Origin of the sequence: Enterococcus mediterraneensis (assembly GCF_900604485.1) — a bacterium.
In the GTDB taxonomy this organism is placed as follows: Bacteria; Bacillota; Bacilli; order Lactobacillales; family Enterococcaceae; genus Enterococcus_C; species Enterococcus_C mediterraneensis.
The window spans coordinates 2,361,344-2,378,200 of record NZ_UWOP01000001.1 but is presented as its reverse complement, the minus strand read 5'-3'; the positions used below and the strand labels follow the sequence as shown (position 1 = coordinate 2,378,200).

The 16,857-nt window shown below is 41.1% G+C and carries 16 protein-coding genes; 5 read left to right on the top strand and 11 right to left on the bottom strand.

The window, feature by feature from the left end:
* Window positions 1-20: 20 nt before the first annotated feature.
* The 3 genes from EFB00_RS11740 to EFB00_RS11730 all read right to left on the bottom strand — a co-directional run bounded on the left by EFB00_RS11740 (window position 21) and on the right by EFB00_RS11730 (window position 3,714).
* Complete coding sequence (locus EFB00_RS11740) at window positions 21-2,402, bottom strand: ATP-dependent DNA helicase (RefSeq protein ID WP_122646971.1); 2,382 nt, start codon at window positions 2,400-2,402, stop codon at window positions 21-23.
* Between the two features lie 195 nt (window positions 2,403-2,597).
* Window positions 2,598-2,966 (bottom strand): phage holin family protein, encoded by a 369-nt coding sequence (locus EFB00_RS11735; RefSeq protein WP_122646970.1) that lies wholly within the window; start codon window positions 2,964-2,966, stop codon window positions 2,598-2,600.
* A 205-nt stretch (window positions 2,967-3,171) separates the two neighbouring features.
* Window positions 3,172-3,714 carry a hypothetical protein gene (locus tag EFB00_RS11730; protein ID WP_122646969.1) on the bottom strand — a complete coding sequence of 181 codons (543 nt, stop codon included), beginning with the start codon at window positions 3,712-3,714 and terminating at the stop codon, window positions 3,172-3,174.
* Window positions 3,715-4,046: 332 nt separating this feature from the next.
* On the opposite strand from EFB00_RS11730, the gene EFB00_RS11725 reads away from it, so the two are divergent.
* The 4 genes from EFB00_RS11725 (at window position 4,047) to EFB00_RS11710 (ending at window position 8,517) form a co-directional block, all read left to right on the top strand.
* On the top strand, window positions 4,047-4,676 hold the full coding sequence (locus EFB00_RS11725) for an MBL fold metallo-hydrolase (protein WP_122646968.1): 630 nt from the start codon (window positions 4,047-4,049) through the stop codon (window positions 4,674-4,676).
* Between the two features lie 11 nt (window positions 4,677-4,687).
* Window positions 4,688-5,392 carry a histidine phosphatase family protein gene (locus EFB00_RS11720; RefSeq protein WP_122646967.1) on the top strand — a complete coding sequence of 235 codons (705 nt, stop codon included), beginning with the start codon at window positions 4,688-4,690 and terminating at the stop codon, window positions 5,390-5,392.
* A gap of 187 nt (window positions 5,393-5,579) precedes the next feature.
* Window positions 5,580-6,413, top strand: coding sequence for an undecaprenyl-diphosphate phosphatase (locus tag EFB00_RS11715; RefSeq protein WP_122646966.1), 834 nt, complete (start codon window positions 5,580-5,582; stop codon window positions 6,411-6,413).
* A 154-nt stretch (window positions 6,414-6,567) separates the two neighbouring features.
* Entirely contained in the window at window positions 6,568-8,517 is a 1,950-nt protein-coding gene (locus tag EFB00_RS11710; RefSeq protein WP_122646965.1) for a heavy metal translocating P-type ATPase, read from the top strand.
* 120 nt (window positions 8,518-8,637) lie between these two features.
* Here the strand turns inward: EFB00_RS11710 and EFB00_RS11705 are convergent, their stop codons facing one another.
* Window positions 8,638-9,261 carry a DUF47 domain-containing protein gene (locus EFB00_RS11705; protein WP_122646964.1) on the bottom strand — a complete coding sequence of 208 codons (624 nt, stop codon included), beginning with the start codon at window positions 9,259-9,261 and terminating at the stop codon, window positions 8,638-8,640.
* Window positions 9,262-9,273: 12 nt separating this feature from the next.
* Window positions 9,274-10,257: an inorganic phosphate transporter gene (locus EFB00_RS11700; RefSeq protein ID WP_122647103.1), complete on the bottom strand. Its 984-nt coding sequence runs from the start codon at window positions 10,255-10,257 to the stop codon at window positions 9,274-9,276.
* Window positions 10,258-10,595: 338 nt separating this feature from the next.
* Here EFB00_RS11700 and rpsT point away from each other — a divergent pair, with 338 nt between their 5' ends.
* Complete coding sequence (rpsT, locus tag EFB00_RS11695) at window positions 10,596-10,850, top strand: 30S ribosomal protein S20 (protein ID WP_122646963.1); 255 nt, start codon at window positions 10,596-10,598, stop codon at window positions 10,848-10,850.
* Between the two features lie 98 nt (window positions 10,851-10,948).
* Here the strand turns inward: rpsT and holA are convergent, their stop codons facing one another.
* From holA to EFB00_RS11665, 6 genes are all read right to left on the bottom strand, one after another.
* Complete coding sequence (gene holA / locus EFB00_RS11690) at window positions 10,949-11,974, bottom strand: DNA polymerase III subunit delta (protein WP_122646962.1); 1,026 nt, start codon at window positions 11,972-11,974, stop codon at window positions 10,949-10,951.
* Window positions 11,975-12,023: 49 nt separating this feature from the next.
* Window positions 12,024-14,213, bottom strand: coding sequence for a DNA internalization-related competence protein ComEC/Rec2 (locus EFB00_RS11685; protein WP_241153455.1), 2,190 nt, complete (start codon window positions 14,211-14,213; stop codon window positions 12,024-12,026).
* Between the two features lie 37 nt (window positions 14,214-14,250).
* Window positions 14,251-14,739, bottom strand: coding sequence for a ComE operon protein 2 (locus tag EFB00_RS11680; RefSeq protein ID WP_122646960.1), 489 nt, complete (start codon window positions 14,737-14,739; stop codon window positions 14,251-14,253).
* A 26-nt stretch (window positions 14,740-14,765) separates the two neighbouring features.
* The gene (locus EFB00_RS11675; RefSeq protein WP_241153437.1) at window positions 14,766-15,383 is read right to left on the bottom strand and encodes a helix-hairpin-helix domain-containing protein; all 618 of its coding nucleotides are present in this window, start codon (window positions 15,381-15,383) and stop codon (window positions 14,766-14,768) included.
* Between the two features lie 102 nt (window positions 15,384-15,485).
* Window positions 15,486-16,079, bottom strand: coding sequence for a TetR/AcrR family transcriptional regulator (locus tag EFB00_RS11670; RefSeq protein ID WP_122646959.1), 594 nt, complete (start codon window positions 16,077-16,079; stop codon window positions 15,486-15,488).
* Window positions 16,080-16,227: 148 nt separating this feature from the next.
* Window positions 16,228-16,857, bottom strand: coding sequence for a cysteine hydrolase family protein (locus EFB00_RS11665; protein WP_122646958.1), 630 nt, complete (start codon window positions 16,855-16,857; stop codon window positions 16,228-16,230).

Here is a 16,857-nt window from a genome sequence, read left to right as displayed (position 1 = left end):
ACGATTCATTTCACCTTCTTTTACTCAGCAGTACTCAGCTTATCACTCGCTGAAACGTCTCGTGACTCCCAAAATTTTTGCAGTTCGTCAGATAGCTGATTCGGTTGATAAACGACTGTTGCTGAGTGCCAATGAAGCGGGAACAGCTTTTTATATCTTGTTGTATTGAAACGCTGGTCCAATAGCAAAACGACACCATGATCATGACTGCCGCGAATCACCCGCCCCGCTGCTTGCAAAACTTTGTTCATTCCCGGCAGCTGGTAGGCATAATCGAACCCTTGATGATTTTTTTCATCATAATAACTGCGGATCAATTCCTGTTCAGGATTGAGTTGCGGTAGTCCGACACCTACGATCGCTGTTCCGATCAGACGCGTTCCTTTCAAGTCGATCCCTTCAGAAAAGATCCCGCCTAAAACGCAGAAAGCAACCAGCGACCGTTCAGGATCTGCTACGAATTTTTCCAAAAACGCTTCTCGTTCCGCTTCATCCATCTTGGTATCTTGAATCAAAACATTGATTTCGGGATATGTCTCTTTAAATAGATCCACTGCTTCATCCAGATAGCGATAAGAGGGGAAGAATACCATATAATTTCCGATTTTCGTTTCCACCATCTGATAGACAGCCGCCACGATTTTCGGCAGACTTTCTTGTCTTTTTTGATAAGTAGTTTGGATATAATTAGTGATCAAAATCTTTTGTTGTTGTTCTTCAAATGGGCTGGGCAGTTTATAACGCAAAGCTTCCGCTTCCCCGCCTAAAACTTCTTGATAATAAGACAACGGACTCAAACTAGCCGAAAAAAGAATACTTGCTTTGCCCTTATTGAGACTATCCTTCAAAAAAGGTGCGGGCTCCATGCAAAACTGTTTGATGATAAGCTCATTTGCACTTCGCTGGATCGTCGTTTCATAATGATCGTCGTAAAATTCACTAATCTTTAAAAAATGCAGCAGATCAAAGTAATAGTCCAATATCAGTTCATGGGCGCTATCTTCCGGAAACGCCGCCAGCCATTCTTTGATTTTTTCTTGCAACGCATAAAGTGTTTTGATCAATTGTTCCGCAGGTGCTTGCTGATGATGGAATGTCCAGCCATCCTCTTTTCCGATCGCGTCGATTTTTTTGAATTCTTTAGTGACTTTATTGAGTGCTCGCCGCAGTTTTTGATGCTCTTTTCCGATTTTTTCATATAGCAGTTCGCCTTTGAGAGATGATAACTGGGCAGAATACATCTCGCGGGAACGACTGACTAGATTGTGAGCTTCATCAATCAAAAAGAAATATTCTTCCTCATTCTCTTCGAAAAAACGCCGCAGATAAACGGTAGGATCGAACAGATAGTTATAATCACCAATGATCACATCACACCAAAGACTGATATCTAACGAAAACTCAAAGGGCGAAAGCATATGTTTGCGGGCATAGTGCTCGATAACTTCCCGCGTGATGAGATTTTCATGGTGCAAGAGATCCCATACACCATCGTTGACTCGATTGTAATAACCTTTCGAATAAGGATTATCTTCGGGGTTTTGGGTATTTTCTTCAGCAAAAGCGATCTTATCTTTTGCCGTCAGAGTGATTACTTTCACTTGGGCGCCGATTTGATCCAATCGTTTCAGCGCTTCTTCAGCCACTTGGCGAGTAATCGTCTTAGCGGTCAGATAAAAGATCCGATCCGCCTCATCTTCTCCTAGCGCCTTTAACGCCGGAAACAATGTCGAGATTGTTTTTCCGGTCCCAGTCGGCGCTTCAACAAATAACTTTTGCTTTGTTTTCAGGGTCTTATAGGCGGCGACTGCTAGTTCCCGCTGTCCTTTACGATATCCTTCATAAGGAAACACCAATGTTTGCAGCGAAGCATTGCGTTTTTCCCGCCATTCTTCTTGGAATAAAAGCCACTTATGATACTCTTGGATCAGATTTTGATAAAAATCTTCCAGTTCAGTAAGTGTATAATGACGTACTTGTCGTGTAATCAATTCTTCTGTTGTCTGGTAATAAGTCAATTGGACATCGATCTCTGTCACTTGTTGTTCCGTGCCATAAATATAAGCGTAAACCATTGCCTGAAAGAAAAAAAGCTCGATTTGATCTTCGGACAGATCTTCAAATGCGACTTCCGAAGTTTTGATTTCATCGATCACCCAGCGGTCATCTTTTTTAAAGATTCCATCTGCTCTGCCTTCTACGATCAGTTGATCTTCCCCTAATTGACTTTCGATTTTCAGAAAAACTTCTTTTTGATACTCATCACCGGCAGCGGCCTGCAACTTGCGGTGGATCCTGGCGCCTTCCAAAGCAGTGTGCCCGCTTCTTCCGCCATTATCTAAATCACCCCGGCGTAAAATGAATTCCACGATTTTTCGAACCGCTATTTTTCCTCGATGCATCCATGGCACCTCCTGACTCAGCCTTTTTATTATAGAAGAAATCTAACAAAGTTCAAAGACAAAAAAAGAGCGCGACTGAAGTCAACGCTGGAAAACGGATTTGAATTGCAGGAGCCGCACCAAAATCAGCACTGGTAAAAGTACAGACAATTCAAATAGCCCAACGTAAAAAACTTCATCGCGATCTTCAAAATATTATCGACGATGTTTTTTCAGCATTTCTACAAAAGCGGTAAATAAATGCGTGTCAATGCCGATTTTCTCGTAATTTTCTAAAATTGACTGGATCTCCAGCAATAAGTAACCAACATAAAAAACGAACAGCATAGCGATTCCGGTTTTCCCCGGCAGCAGCAAAGCCACTGGCAAAAAGAAAACCAACAGTACCATACTTGCCAGTTTCCGCAAAATCCCATTGATCCCGACCTTTGATGAAAGACATTTGTGTTTTCTGGCAGCGTAACAGCCGCTGAAAAAATCAAGGATCATAGCAAGCGCCAAAAGCGACAATACATATAAAATCTTCTGGGCTCTCAGTTCTAAAATCAATTCTTTCCAGTTCATCGGATCCCTCCTTTCATTATATATAACGAAAAAAAGAGTCCAAATGTAAAACGATATCCCTGAAAAAATTCAGGGATACAGGATAAGAATATAGATTTTTGGGATAAACAAACTATAACGAACAAAAATTAGAATGAAATGAAACTATTGGAATTTGCTTGTAAGAATTCAGCAAAAATACCTTTCATTTATCTGATAATTTTGATTATTCTTCATTGTCGAATTTTATTTTATATTCAACATTATTGGCATCTAAAACACGTACAGTACTGCCTACCACGAAATTAAAAATCTTTTTGAAGTCTTTTCCTTTGAGGATCAGTTCTTGACCGTCTAATGAAACGTTGATATTAGGTACTTTCCGTTCATATACTTTAAAAAGATCATCAGAAAGTTCTTGTCCGGCAAAATTCTCATCAAAGTCTTTTTGGATCATATCGATTTTTTCTTGGAATAAATCACTCATCTTTTCAGAATTGATTGTTTCATCATCATCGGGAATATACTGCTTTACAATGGTCAGTGCATTTTCATGAACATCATAAACTCCTTGACTCTGAGGAAAACCATGATTATCTACTTGCATAATAATCATTTCATCACTTTCCAACTCGAGCTTCGGCTTTTGGATTTGTTCTTCTCTACTGACACTACTGTCATCAGGCGGCGGCGTTTCTTTTGGAGTGCAAGATACCAAGAATAAAAGGACTAGACTCAGAATACCAGTGAACATTGTTTTTTTCTTCATATCGATTCCCCACCTCCCGTAATGTATGGGTTAAGTATATCAGAGGGTATTTTTCATAGCTGTTAAATAAATGTTTTTTTATTCAATTTTTTCTTTGTTACCATTTTTTCTCATGATATTTTTTTAAATCATTAACAGCAGACCACATTTGTCCTATCAGATATATTTGAAGTATATATCCGTTAGGTGATTTGATGTATTTTTAATCATAAATGGTTCGTTGACTCCTTGCAGGAAATTATTTTTGATTTCAGAATAAAAGGATCTCAATTTCTTTGTTGGATCACTTTCTTTGCGCTATACTTAAAGGAGATTTATTAAGGAGGTTCTTTATGGAAATCTTACGGTTAAAAACAGGCTTGATTGAAGAAAATTGTTACCTCATTTATAACAAGGACAATCTGCTGATCGTTGATCCAGGCGCAGAATCAGAAAAAATCATCCAACAGATTCAGCAGCTTCAACGCAAACCAGCAGCTATATTGTTGACACATACTCACTGGGATCATATCGGCGCAGTCGATGCACTACGGGAACAATATCAAATCCCCCTTTATGTCAGTCCATTAGAAAGTGACTGGCTGCAAGATCCTGTGAAAAATCTATCTGGATTAGGTCGTCATGATGATATCCCGGACATCATCGTCAAACCTGCTGATCACTTGTTTGAATTAAAAGATTATACTCTTGGCGATATGACTTTTACAGTAGTAGCGACACCGGGACATTCCATCGGCAGTGTCAGCTTTATTTTTGATGATTTTGTGGTGTCTGGTGATGCGTTGTTCCGCGGAAGCATTGGCCGAACTGATTTGCCAACTGGAAATTCGGAACAATTATTAGACAGCATCCGGACTCAACTATTTACATTGCCGCAACAAATGCCGGTCTATCCTGGACACGGCGACGCAACCACCATCGAACGGGAAAAGAACACTAACCCTTTTTTCACTAAAAATTAGGAGGAGTAAATATGGCAAAGACAGAGCTTTATATCATTCGACATGGTAAAACAATGTTCAACACGGTTCAACGTGTCCAAGGCTGGTGTGATACACCCCTGACAAAACGAGGTCGTGAAGACATCCATTATCTAGGTTTAGGTTTGCGGGATATCGATTTTGCCGATGCGGTTTCTAGTGACAGCGGCCGTGCCATTGAAACCATGCGGATCGTTTTAGGCGAGCACGTGAATGGGCCTAAGATCCCTTATTCTATCGACAACCGGATACGCGAATGGTGTTTTGGTTCACTAGAAGGCGGCTATGATGCTGAAATGTGGGGCGTCATTCCTCGTGTACTTGATTTCAAAGGAGACAATGAAACATTCATGACGCATACCACCTTCAAAGAGATCGCTAATGCGGTTTATGAAGCGGATACTGCAAATTGGGCAGAGACCTATGATCAACTTCGCGAGCGGGTCTATTCCGGTTTTGAGGATATTGCTCATCGCATGGAGAAAAAAGGCGGCGGCAAGGTAGTAATCGTCTCTCATGGTTTGACGATCTCATTCTTGCTGAACTTGATCGACGCATCACAACCTGTCCGAGCAAATCTTTTGAATGGCAGTGTTACACATCTGGTCTATGAAGACGGCAAATTTTCTATCATTGAAGTCGGCAGTATCGACTATCTGGAAAAAGGTAAAAAACTTTCGCAAGATCTCTTAGAGTAAGAACATTTGCAACCACCTATTTGTACGAATAGATTCATCAGAGAACTACCTTGCAGTCAATAGATCCGTTGACTGCAAGGTAGTTTTTGTATATCCGACAGGTGCCTATTGGAGCAAAAAACAATTGGTTTTCTTTCTTCAGCAATGTATACTAGAGACTGTATTTGTAAAAGAAAGGAATGACAAAATGATTTTTGCGAATTTCATCAAAGCAGTTCTGCTAGGGATCATCGAAGGTATCACTGAATGGCTGCCCATCAGCAGTACCGGCCACCTGATCTTAGCGAATGAATTTATCAAGTTACAGGAATCGGCAGAGTTCATGACTATGTTCAATGTCGTTATCCAATTAGGCGCGATTCTTGCGGTGGTCTATCTTTATTTTCATAAATTGAATCCTTTTTCTCCGAAAAAAAATGAATTGGAAAAGAAAAACACTTGGATCCTTTGGTCAAAAGTTATAGTTGCTTGTTTACCGGCTGCGATCATTGGTATTCCGCTAGATGATTGGCTGGATGCTCATTTTCATAAATTCTTGCCAGTAGCGATCATGCTGATCGTTTACGGGATCGCATTTATCGTCGTAGAAAGACGCAACAAGAATGTGACACCTAAATGCACTGATCTTAATTTATTCACTTATAAAGCTGCGGCTGTCGTCGGCTTTTTCCAAGTTTTGTCGTTGATTCCAGGGACTTCCCGTTCCGGCGCGACGATTTTAGGTGCTATCTTGATCGGTTCTTCCCGATTCGTAGCCACAGAATTCTCTTTCTTTTTAGGGATTCCAGTTATGTTTGGGGCCAGCTTGCTGAAAATAGTCAAATTTATCAGTGACGGCAATACCTTTACATTCCAAGCAACCTTTATTTTGTTGACTGGGACGATCGTTTCCTTTATCGTTTCCATCTTAGCAATCAAATTCTTAATGAACTACCTCAAGAAAAACGACTTTACTGTATTTGGTTGGTATCGAATCGTTTTAGGTGTTATCCTGATCGGTTATTGGCTGATCAGTATGTAAGAAAGACAGGCTGTTAATAGCCTGTCTTTTTTATGCCTTTTATGAGGTAAATCTAAAAAGGATAACTGATAATTACTATCGTTCTCAGTTAATGGATCTTAGTTCCTCTTTTCAAACAGACTATGCTATGCTGAAAATGAAAGGAGGAATCAGGATGAGTAAAACAGAAAAGCAAGCTTTCTTCTCCACTGTTTTTTGTTTGATTTTTATGATCAGCGGACTGATCGTCGGCTCTTTTTCAGAAATTATCGCTATTTTCTTATTCCTTTTCGCCATCTTTTTTGGCGGTTGGAAACAAACTTCGGAGGGGCTTCAAGAACTGTTTACGAAAAAGCGTGTCAATGTCGATCTTCTGATGGCGTTGGCCGCGATCGGTGCCTGCATCATCGGCGATTGGTTTGAAGGCGCGATGTTGACCTTTATTTTTTGCCTAAGCGGTTTTCTGGAAGAATACACTACTAACAAAAGCCGTAAAGAGATCACTTCATTGATGAATCTGCAGCCGGCCACCGCGCAAAAGTATCTCGCCGACGGAACACTGGCAGAAATACCTGTTTCCGAATTGGCAGTCGCTGATCGTGTACTTGTCCCTAAAGGAGCCACGATCCCTATCGACGGAACGATTCAACAAGGAAGCTCAGCGATCAACGAAGCCGCAGTCAACGGTGAATCAATGCCTGTTGAAAAACAAGTCGGTGATGAAGTATACGGCGGTACACTCAATTTAGGAAACTCTCTGGTGATCGAAGTGACCAAAGTAAGCAGTGAAACTGTGATGGCTAAGATCGTGAAACTTGTTGAGGAAGCTCAGGCACGACCAACTCAAACTGCAAGCTTCATCGAAAAAATCGAAAATATCTATGTCAAGATCGTCTTGATCATTGTTCCGTTGATGATCCTGCTTCCTCATTACCTGATTGGCTGGAGTTGGGAAGAAAGTTTTTATCGCGGGATGGTACTTTTAGTGGTAGCTTCTCCTTGCGCATTGGTCGCCTCAGCCACCCCCGCTACATTGGCTGCTATCTCCAGCAGTGCTCGAAACGGGATCTTACTGAAAGGCGGCGCGGCGTTGGAACGTTTTGCCAACCTTAAAGCTATCGCCTTTGATAAGACAGGCACACTGACAGAAGGCAAACCCGTCGTAACGGATGCGGTCTTTTTGCAAGATACGCCGCTTATTCGGCAAATGATCGTTGCTATGGAAACGAAAACTACCCATCCACTAGCTGATGCCATCGTTAATTACTTTGACCTATCTCTTGATGAAAAACTGCAAAATCTAGAAATCGAAGAGATCACTGGCTTTGGCTTGCAAGCTGTTTATCAAAACGCTGTCTGGAAAGTCGGCAAACACGCCTATGATCCAAATTATCAGCAGTTAGGCAGCAAACATCAAAAGCTGATCCAACAATTTTCTAACAGCGGAAAAACCATTATTTATTATGCTCGTGATCATGAGCTGTTAGCATTCTTCGCTTTACAGGATATTGCCAAAGCAGATGCGCATCAGGTCATTCATTATTTCAAAGAAAAAAATATCCAAACAGTGATGCTGACCGGCGATCATGAAGGTACCGCCAAAGTAATCGCTAAAAAATTGAATCTGGATGAATATCATGCCAATTGCCTACCAGATGATAAATCTCGAATCATCGCTGATTTAAAGGAATCTTACGGTGACAATGCCATGGTGGGCGACGGTATCAATGACGCTCCTGCTCTAGCCAGTGCATCTATCGGTGTCGCTATGGGAGAAGGAACCGATCTGGCTGTCGATGTAGCAGAGATGGTATTGATGAAAAATGAATTGGTGAAATTACAGCAGATCCATCTCCACTCCCTGAAATTGAAACGGATCATCACTCAAAATATCATTTTTTCCGTCTCGGTCATCGGTATCTTGATCTTATCCAACTTTTTCCAAATCATCAGTTTACCGCTGGGAGTGGTGGGACACGAAGGCAGTACGATCTTAGTCATCCTCAACGGTTTACGGATGTTGCGGATGCCGAAAGTCCTCCATCAAAATCCTGACTGTCTGGATTGCGAAGCGTATAAATTGCGAAATCTTGGTGCCGCAACGCCAGACAACAATCTCCAGTAACTCTAAATCAAGCTAAAAACAAAAAAACACCCGATAATTAGTCGACCTCTCTCTGCGGTTTGCAGGATTGATTTTCTAATTCTTGGGTGTTTTTTAACAGCACTTTCATATGCCGTTTTCTTATGTGTTTTTGATTACCATACCGTCAATGATATCAACAGCTGATTCGCTGTCATTGATGATTTCTTCAAAACGGTCGTAGATATCTTTCCATTTGATGATCTCAACGACATTTTCTTCTTCAGTGAACAAACCCTTCTTCAACTTTGAGTAAAGTCGATCGGCATCTGATTCAGTATGATTGACCTCATCGATCATTTTGCGAAGTGTTTTCGAGTTTTTGAATTTAGGAAATTCTTTTGTCGCTGTGTGTACGCCTTTCGCGGCTTTCGCTACCATTTCCGCAAAGACATCTGTTTCTTCACGCATTTCAGTGATTACAAGATTTTCGAAAAGATAAGTCATCCCGTTGATCCCATCTAAAATATCATCGAGGCGTTCTGAAATAACCAAGATATCTTCCCGATCGATCGGTGTGATGAAGGCGTCATACAACTCATTCGTCAATTCAGTAACGATGTGGTCTGCTTCTCGTTCTAAATCGTGAATTTTTTCCGACTCCGACACCAGTTTTTCTGGGGAATAGTTTCTTACCAAATCAAGTAAGATCTCCGCGGCAGTATGCGCATTTTCTGCTAAATGTTCCATTGCCACAAAAAAGTCGTATTGTTTTCTCCGTGCCATTGATTTCTCTCCTTAAAAAATTGCTACAAATAATTTCGCCATTACAAAAGCGATAACACCACAGCCTGGGAAAGTCATCACCCAAGCAAAGATCATTTCTTTAACGATCCGCCAATCGACACTGGATAAACGTCGAGAAGCGCCCACACCCATGATCGCTGTTGTTTTCGTATGGGTGGTAGAAACCGGAATCCCAAACATAGAAGCCAAAAACAGACAGATTGCTGCACTGACATCCGCTGAAAATCCTTGATATTTTTCGATCTTCACCATGTCCATTCCGACAGATTTAATGATTTTCATACCGCCGACAGAAGTCCCAAAGCCCATTGTCAATGAACAAAGCGCCATGACCCATAGCGGAATGACAAATCCGTTGCCGGATTTCTCTACTAGGTTGTTATAGTAAAGGCCTAGCATGAAAACCCCCATAAATTTTTGACCATCTTGCGCGCCATGCAAAAAGGCATTCGCCGCAGCTGCGATCGCTTGACCAATGGTAAAAAATTTATTTGCCGCGCGTCGCTGAACATTTCGAAAAATGACAACGATCACTTTGGTAATCAAGTAACCACCGCCAAATCCCATGACAGTCGAAACAACTAACCCAATCAGAACTTTGATCCATTCTTGTCCGTTGACCGCGCCTAAACCGCCTAATGCCATCGCTGAACCTGTCAATCCGGCGATCAACGCGTGGGATTCACTGGTCGGGATACCAAAATACCAAGCGGCAACTGACCAGACTACGATGGAAAACAGCGAAGCTGCCAACGCGATCTGAGAAGCTGCGAGATTTCCTTGCGCATCAAAGCTGACGATGTTGCTGATTGTCTCTGCTACCTGCGCGTTAAACGCTGTCATCACAAGCGCCCCTAAGAAATTCATGGCGACTGCGATCCAGATTGCTACATTCGGTTTCAGCACACGCGTAGAGACTGCTGTCGCGATCGCGTTCGGCGCATCTGTCCAACCGTTTACAAAAATTACACCCATAACGAGTGTGACTGTTATTACCAATGCAATACTCAAATAATACACCACCAAAAAATTTTTCCGTTGTTATCATAGCACATATCCAGAAATGTTGCTCAGTTTTTTTTTGAATGTATCCCCTTCTATGCCTAATTGTACTGAATTTCTCAGGAGCATAACCGATAACATAAGGGATTTGACGCTAACAGATTTTTTTCATGAAAAATAAATAAGAATTATTCTGTTAAGTAAATTTTCTTTACAACTTTTATTGCAATAAATTCCAGCATTAGGTATAATGACTAGTGTTGATTTATACGATTTCTCGTATAAGAACTTTTTATTCGGAGGTGAAATACATGCCAAACATTGAATCTGCAATCAAACGCGTTCGTACAAGCGAAGCCGCTAATGCTAAGAATTCATCTCAAGTAAGCTCTATGCGTTCAGCTGTCAAAAAATTTGAACAAGCTGTTGAAGCTGGTGCTGATAACGTAGATGCGTTATATAAAGATGCTGCTAAAGCAATCGACATGGCTGAGTCAAAAGGATTGATCCACAAAAACAAAGCAAGTCGCGACAAATCTCGTTTAAGCAAAAAAATCGCTAAATAATCTATTCGTTTAGAATTTCAGCGTTTATTAAAAAGCTTGGAACAACTGTTCCAAGCTTTTTTTGTGGTTAAAATCATTCTCCTGCTCTTAGTAAAGATCTAGGAGACTCGTTGACCAGTCTTTAAAACAAATAATTGAAAAGCGAATTCTTTATCGATCTTACCGGTTTTTACCAGATAATCGTTTTCCACTAATGCGTCGTAAAGATCGATCAATACCTTTTCTTGGTAATTCCGCACCTGCTGCATCGCAAGTTTTACTCGATAAGGATGGATTTTGAGTGTTTCCGCGATTTTTGCTTGCTGATATCCCAATTTCATCAAGATACGTGTCTGCAATAATAAACGCAATTGACCGATCAAAATTGCATTGATCTTGATAGTTTCTTCTCCTTGCAAAAGCAGATCCTGATAGATCCTTAACGCATCCTCAACTTTGCCTGTCAAAACATAACTTGTTAGATCAAAAATATTATGTTCCAATGTTTTCGGGATCAACTGCAGCAGTTCTTGCTTGCTGATAGTATGAGCATCACCGGCATAGATCGTCAGCTTTTCCAATTCATGCATCGTTTTGCTCAAATTCAGATCCGTAAGCTGTAAGAATAGATCAATCGTTTGACGATCCATCTTCAGTCCGGCATTTTCCATGGTCTGCTGAACATAGCGGCGGACATCTGCTTCTTTCAAAGGCTGGACATCGATCAATTCACTATTTTTTTTAAGCTGTTTGGTGATTTTTTTCCGTTCATCTAATTTTTCATAATCTGCAAAAAATACCAAAACGGACGTCTCGTTAGGTTCTTTCAGATAAGCAAGCAGCGCATCCAAATCATGTTCCGGCGCATTTGCTTTTTTTTCTGCGGTCAAAAAGAACGGACGCTCCACAATGATCAGCCGCTGATCGCCAAAAAACGGCGCGGATTCCGCTTCCGCGATGACTGCGTCGATGGGATCACGCTCCATATCGAATTGCGCGAAATTCAGATCATCCTCCTCGACTGCCAACCGTTTGAAAAATGCGTCTCTGATCTGATCTTGTAAATATTTTTCGGTGCCGGCTACCAGATAGACCGGCTCTAATTTTTTTGAACGAATCGCCTGCAGCGCTGTCTGAGTATTCATCTTTCTCCTCACCTTCAATCTTCATCCTACCATGCCAACAAAACAAATTCTAGTTTTCTTTCATTTTTATGACCTCTGGCAGATCCTGCCATGGATACCAGCGATAGGTGATCATTCCTTGCTGATCGGTTCGCAGGATCTCAATATTTTTCTCTTGCAACACTGATAAGACCTCCTGATGAGGATGACCGAAACGATTGTTTGCGCCGCAAGAAACGATTGCCTGCCGCGGCTGGACCGTTTCGATAAATTTGCTGTCTGTCGAAGTCCGACTGCCATGATGACCTAATTTCAAAACATCTGCTGTCAGGTTCGGATAGCGAGACAATAATTGTTTTTCCCCTTCTTTTCCCAAATCTCCCATAAATAAAAAGCGGGATTTTTTAGCTTGCATCGCCAAGACCAAAGAATCTTCATTTTCCCCGCGCCCTTCCTGAAAAGGAAAGAGGACTTTTAGAGGAAAATAATCAGAGAATATCGTATCTGCTTGAACTTCTCTGATTTTTGTATCAGCAGGCAGCTTGGGCAGAACTTTTTGTATATTTGGGTGATACTGACTGCCTTTGACTAAATAAATCGTATCGATCGCGATCTTTTCAGCAATCGTCAAAAGATCCCCCATATGATCCGTGTCGCCGTGCGTTAGAAACAACTTATCGATCCGCTGAATCCCTTGTCCTTTAAGAAACGGCAACAAAGTGAATTCCGCGTTCGCGCGTTTCTTTTTTTCAAAAGAAGAATCAACAGGAAATTCCAATCGTCCACCTGTGTCGATCAAAATGACTTCTTTTTTCAATGGTGCTTTCAATAAGATGGCATCCCCCTGCCCCACATCAACAAATGTCACAGACATCTCTAAAGAAATCACTTGCGGCATTGACGGTAAAACCAAGCAGCAGAATAATGCCAGAATCGGCTTCTTTTTTTGATAGAAGCACACGCCTAAAATCAATCCTGAAAGTGCAATAAACAATGGCGGCTGTCCGGCTTGCCACGTCCACGAAAACAATCCGAGAAGCGATTCGACACCCCGTAAAATATCCTCAAATATCCCTAAAAACGGAATCGTTGTAAAAAAGGAAAAAATCAGAAGAATAAGCGCGACCGGCAAGAGAAAAAAGCAGAAAAACGGAACGAGAACAAACGTTAAAATTCCGCCAAAAAGCGGCCATTCAAAAAATAGATAAAGTATACATGGTGCTGCCAAAATAGAAAGCCATTGTGATTGTTTGATGTTTTCTATCAAAGAGCGGGGTTGCGGCTGACAAAGAAGCAGCCAGGCCATCAATAATGAGAGCTGTCCTGCTGTTTTCCCGCTGATCAGGGGATCAAAACACAATAAAGCCATCAAGACGATCGCAAAACGATCCATTGCCGAGAGTTTGAAGCGAAATAGTCCAGTCAGTTCTTTTAATAAATACAACAGGCTTGCACGCCACATACTCGGCGACCCGCCTAATAATACACTGGAAAATACTATCAGCAGACAAAAAGGAAGGAACCGTTCCGACTGTGTCCAGCGCAATTTTTTAAAAAGTGTTTGGAAAAGTCCCAAAAAGAAATACATATGCATTCCTGAGATACTGAACAAATGCAAAACTCCGCTGGGGGCAAAGACTTCAGAGATCTCATCAAATCGCCGATCCTTATAGCCTGCTAAAAGTGATAAGAGATAAAGCCCGCTTTTTTCCGGAAACTGCTTTTCGATATGAGTGATCAGCCTTGTCCGTAAACGTTGCAGTGAAAATCCTTTGATCATTTGTTTTTGCTTGATATGGGAAATAGATAAAATACCCGAATAGCCATTGAGAGACAAATAACGTTGATAATCAAAAGCGTGTTGATTCCTTTGCTCGTCACCTTGTTTGATCTCTCCTTGAACCAATAAACGTGCTAACCAATCCTCTCGTTGCTGCCAACTGATTATCTCATCGGTTGTTTTTAACGTATAAGTACAACGCAACAAAGCATTTTGTTGATTGACAGCATCAAAAGAAATCTGATTGCCATTTCTTTCAATAGTATCTGCGGCAACGGTGATCACTTGTTGTACTTTTCCAGTTGGCAAAGGTTTAGGCTTCATAAGATTGGCTCGATATAAAACAAAAAGGCTGCAAAATACTCCTAGTAGTAATAAACCTAGTTGTCTTTTGCAGCAAATAGTCACAGAAAAATATATAAAGGTGAAAACAAACCAGGGCGCAGCCAATAGATACGCGCCGCTAGACCCTAAAACCATCAAACTCGGGAAAATAAGATGGTTGCGTATCTGCCAATCAATGGAGCGGTTTTTCACTCAATTCTCCAAAGGAAAGCTTCGCAAAATATTTCGGATCAAGTTGAACTTGATGAACCTCAGCCCCCACTTGTCGGATCAAATCCAACGCGTATTCGTTGTTCCGATAATCATGCAAATAATGGATCGTTTTAACACCGGCTTGAAGGATCGCTTTCGTACAAGGCAAACACGGAAAATGTGTCACATAAATTTCGGAATCTTCGGTAGAGATCCCTAATTTTGAGCATTGCAGTAATGCGTTCATTTCCGCATGGATCGTGCGGATACAATGACCGTCCACTACATAACAGCCTTCATCGATACAGTGGACATCGCCGCCAACAGATCCATTATATCCACCGGCGATGATCCGCCGATCTTTGACCAGGGTCGCTCCCACTTCTAAACGCGTACACGTACTGCGTAATGCTAATAATACTGCTTGTGCCATGAAATACTGGTCCCATGGAATTCGTTCGTCTGTCATAGTTTTTCTCCAATTTCTTAGGTTACTTATATTGTAATAGATGGTTTCAATTTTTCAACCGTCTTTTCGCCGATGCCTGAAACTTCGGTCAGATCCTCTACCGAAGCAAATGGACCATTTTCTTCCCGATAGTCAATGATCGCTTGGGCTTTCTTCTCGCCGATACCTGATAGTTGCTGTAATTCTGTGACTGTTGCTGTATTGATATTGATCGTATCATCTGTATTTGCTGTATTCTCATTAGTCAGGTTTTGGATAGGTAAAGTCTCCGCCGCCTCTTCTTTATTAGGAACATAGATCATCTGCTGATCCGTCAGCTTAGCCGCCAGATTCAACGACTTCTCTTCCGCTTTTTCCGTCAATCCTCCTGCCAAAAAAATCGCTTCTTGGAGTCGGGCATTTTCTGACAATGTATAGACACCCGGCTTTTTCACTTCACCTTTGATATCGATCAGGATCTCTTTTTTGTCAGTGGATTGAATTTGTTCCATACTCCTGCTGGTGGTAGCAAATGTTTCCCATTCCGTTTCCGGCGTGGTTTGGCGGAAATAAAAGTAAATGCTGCCGCTCATGATAATCAAAATAAGCGCCCCAAAAACGAAAAACATACGGTATTTACGCCAGATATCAAAAATTCTTTCCATATTATCCTCCTTTCATTAAATAGATTCGTAAAAAAGAGGCATTTCCTCGAAAAAAAAGCGCTGAATGAAGAAAAATCATTCAGCACTTTTTTTGGTATTCCATTAACTTTGAGAAAGAATTACTTGATCATAAGACGTATATTTCTGTTCCAATCTGGCTAAAGTTTCCGCTAATACCGAGAAATTTTGCGTCACTTTCAACATCAAAATACTACCCTGAAGTTGGGAAATGATCGCACGGGCTTCTTCTTTTGCACTTTCATTATCCAATTTCAACGAAGGTATTTCTACTAACTTGGCTGACAAAGCATTGATCCATTCAGTCATGAAAGCATCTAAAACCGTTCGGAAGTCTTCATCCTCCATTGACAGTTCAAAGATCAAATTGCCCATCGGACATCCATAATACTTCGTCTGTTCGTGATGAAACGAGTAAAACCACTTCAACATATCACGAAAGTCTTTTTCCGGATCGCTGCTGGAGATCAAGATCCCTTCAAACAGTTCTTCCCGCCATTCAGCGATATTTTCCTGAATGACCGCTAATCCGATACTTTTTTTTGAATCAAAATAATAATAAAGCTGCCCTTTGCCAGCATCTGCTGCTAATAAAATATCTCGGATAGATGTATTGTTATAGCCGTTTTTATAAATCAGCTCGCGGGCGCTTTGGATGATTTTCTCTTTTGTGCTCATTAGCTATCCCTTTTCTCTTACACAAATTTCTGCTATACGTCTAATTTAAAACATTTGCTTTACGTTGTTTCCGCTATTTTTCAAAAGGTCTACTGTAAAAGAATGATCTGTTGACTAACAGATCATCTTTTACTTAGCCTTTTTTTAATTATTTGTTTAATTGGTCGATTACTTCTTCTGTTGTCATCACTTGATTTGCGATAAATCCGAAATTCGTCATCGCTGCTTGATAAGCATCTTTACCTGGAGCACCGATGGCATCGGTAGCCACGATCACTTTGAATCCATTTTCAATCAGCTCGCGCATATGAGAATCCACACATAGGTTTGCGTTCATCCCAGCTAAAACAACTGTATCGATACCATTTTTGCGCAGTTGCAATGCCAAATCATTGCTTTCTGGGCCGAAAATTTTATGTGGGGAAGTAATGATCGTATCGTCATCTAACATTGGTTTTAATTCCTCAATGATGTCAGCTCCTGAACCTTCGACAACAGGGCTGTACTGATCATTGCGTGCAAACATATTTTGTTCCAACATCATCGTTTCTCCGGCACCGCCAAATTGCCATTTATGATCATGTGGGTAGAAATAATGGGGAGAAATGAATACTTTAAAGTCGCGTTCTTTTGCTGTTTTTAATAATGCGGCAAGATTATCGATCGTATTGACTTCTTCTAAAATATCTTTTGTAAGTCCATAACCTGCACCAACTGGTTTCAAAAACTCTACTTGTGGATCTGTGACAACGATAGCTGTATTTTTATTTTCAAACAT

Bases quoted from the DNA above. Each gene is read 5' to 3' on its own strand.
- EFB00_RS11740 (WP_122646971.1), bottom strand. From the start codon at position 2,402: ATGCATCGAGGAAAAATAGCGGTTCGAAAAATCGTGGAATTCATTTTA.
- EFB00_RS11735 (WP_122646970.1), bottom strand. From the start codon at position 2,966: ATGAACTGGAAAGAATTGATTTTAGAACTGAGAGCCCAGAAGATTTTA.
- EFB00_RS11730 (WP_122646969.1), bottom strand. From the start codon at position 3,714: ATGAAGAAAAAAACAATGTTCACTGGTATTCTGAGTCTAGTCCTTTTA.
- EFB00_RS11725 (WP_122646968.1), top strand. From the start codon at position 4,047: ATGGAAATCTTACGGTTAAAAACAGGCTTGATTGAAGAAAATTGTTAC.
- EFB00_RS11720 (WP_122646967.1), top strand. From the start codon at position 4,688: ATGGCAAAGACAGAGCTTTATATCATTCGACATGGTAAAACAATGTTC.
- EFB00_RS11715 (WP_122646966.1), top strand. From the start codon at position 5,580: ATGATTTTTGCGAATTTCATCAAAGCAGTTCTGCTAGGGATCATCGAA.
- EFB00_RS11710 (WP_122646965.1), top strand. From the start codon at position 6,568: ATGAGTAAAACAGAAAAGCAAGCTTTCTTCTCCACTGTTTTTTGTTTG.
- EFB00_RS11705 (WP_122646964.1), bottom strand. From the start codon at position 9,261: ATGGCACGGAGAAAACAATACGACTTTTTTGTGGCAATGGAACATTTA.
- EFB00_RS11700 (WP_122647103.1), bottom strand. From the start codon at position 10,257: ATGGGTGTAATTTTTGTAAACGGTTGGACAGATGCGCCGAACGCGATC.
- rpsT (WP_122646963.1), top strand. From the start codon at position 10,596: ATGCCAAACATTGAATCTGCAATCAAACGCGTTCGTACAAGCGAAGCC.
- holA (WP_122646962.1), bottom strand. From the start codon at position 11,974: ATGAATACTCAGACAGCGCTGCAGGCGATTCGTTCAAAAAAATTAGAG.
- EFB00_RS11685 (WP_241153455.1), bottom strand. From the start codon at position 14,213: ATGGTTTTAGGGTCTAGCGGCGCGTATCTATTGGCTGCGCCCTGGTTT.
- EFB00_RS11680 (WP_122646960.1), bottom strand. From the start codon at position 14,739: ATGACAGACGAACGAATTCCATGGGACCAGTATTTCATGGCACAAGCA.
- EFB00_RS11675 (WP_241153437.1), bottom strand. From the start codon at position 15,383: ATGGAAAGAATTTTTGATATCTGGCGTAAATACCGTATGTTTTTCGTT.
- EFB00_RS11670 (WP_122646959.1), bottom strand. From the start codon at position 16,079: ATGAGCACAAAAGAGAAAATCATCCAAAGCGCCCGCGAGCTGATTTAT.
- EFB00_RS11665 (WP_122646958.1), bottom strand. From the start codon at position 16,857: ATGTTTGAAAATAAAAATACAGCTATCGTTGTCACAGATCCACAAGTA.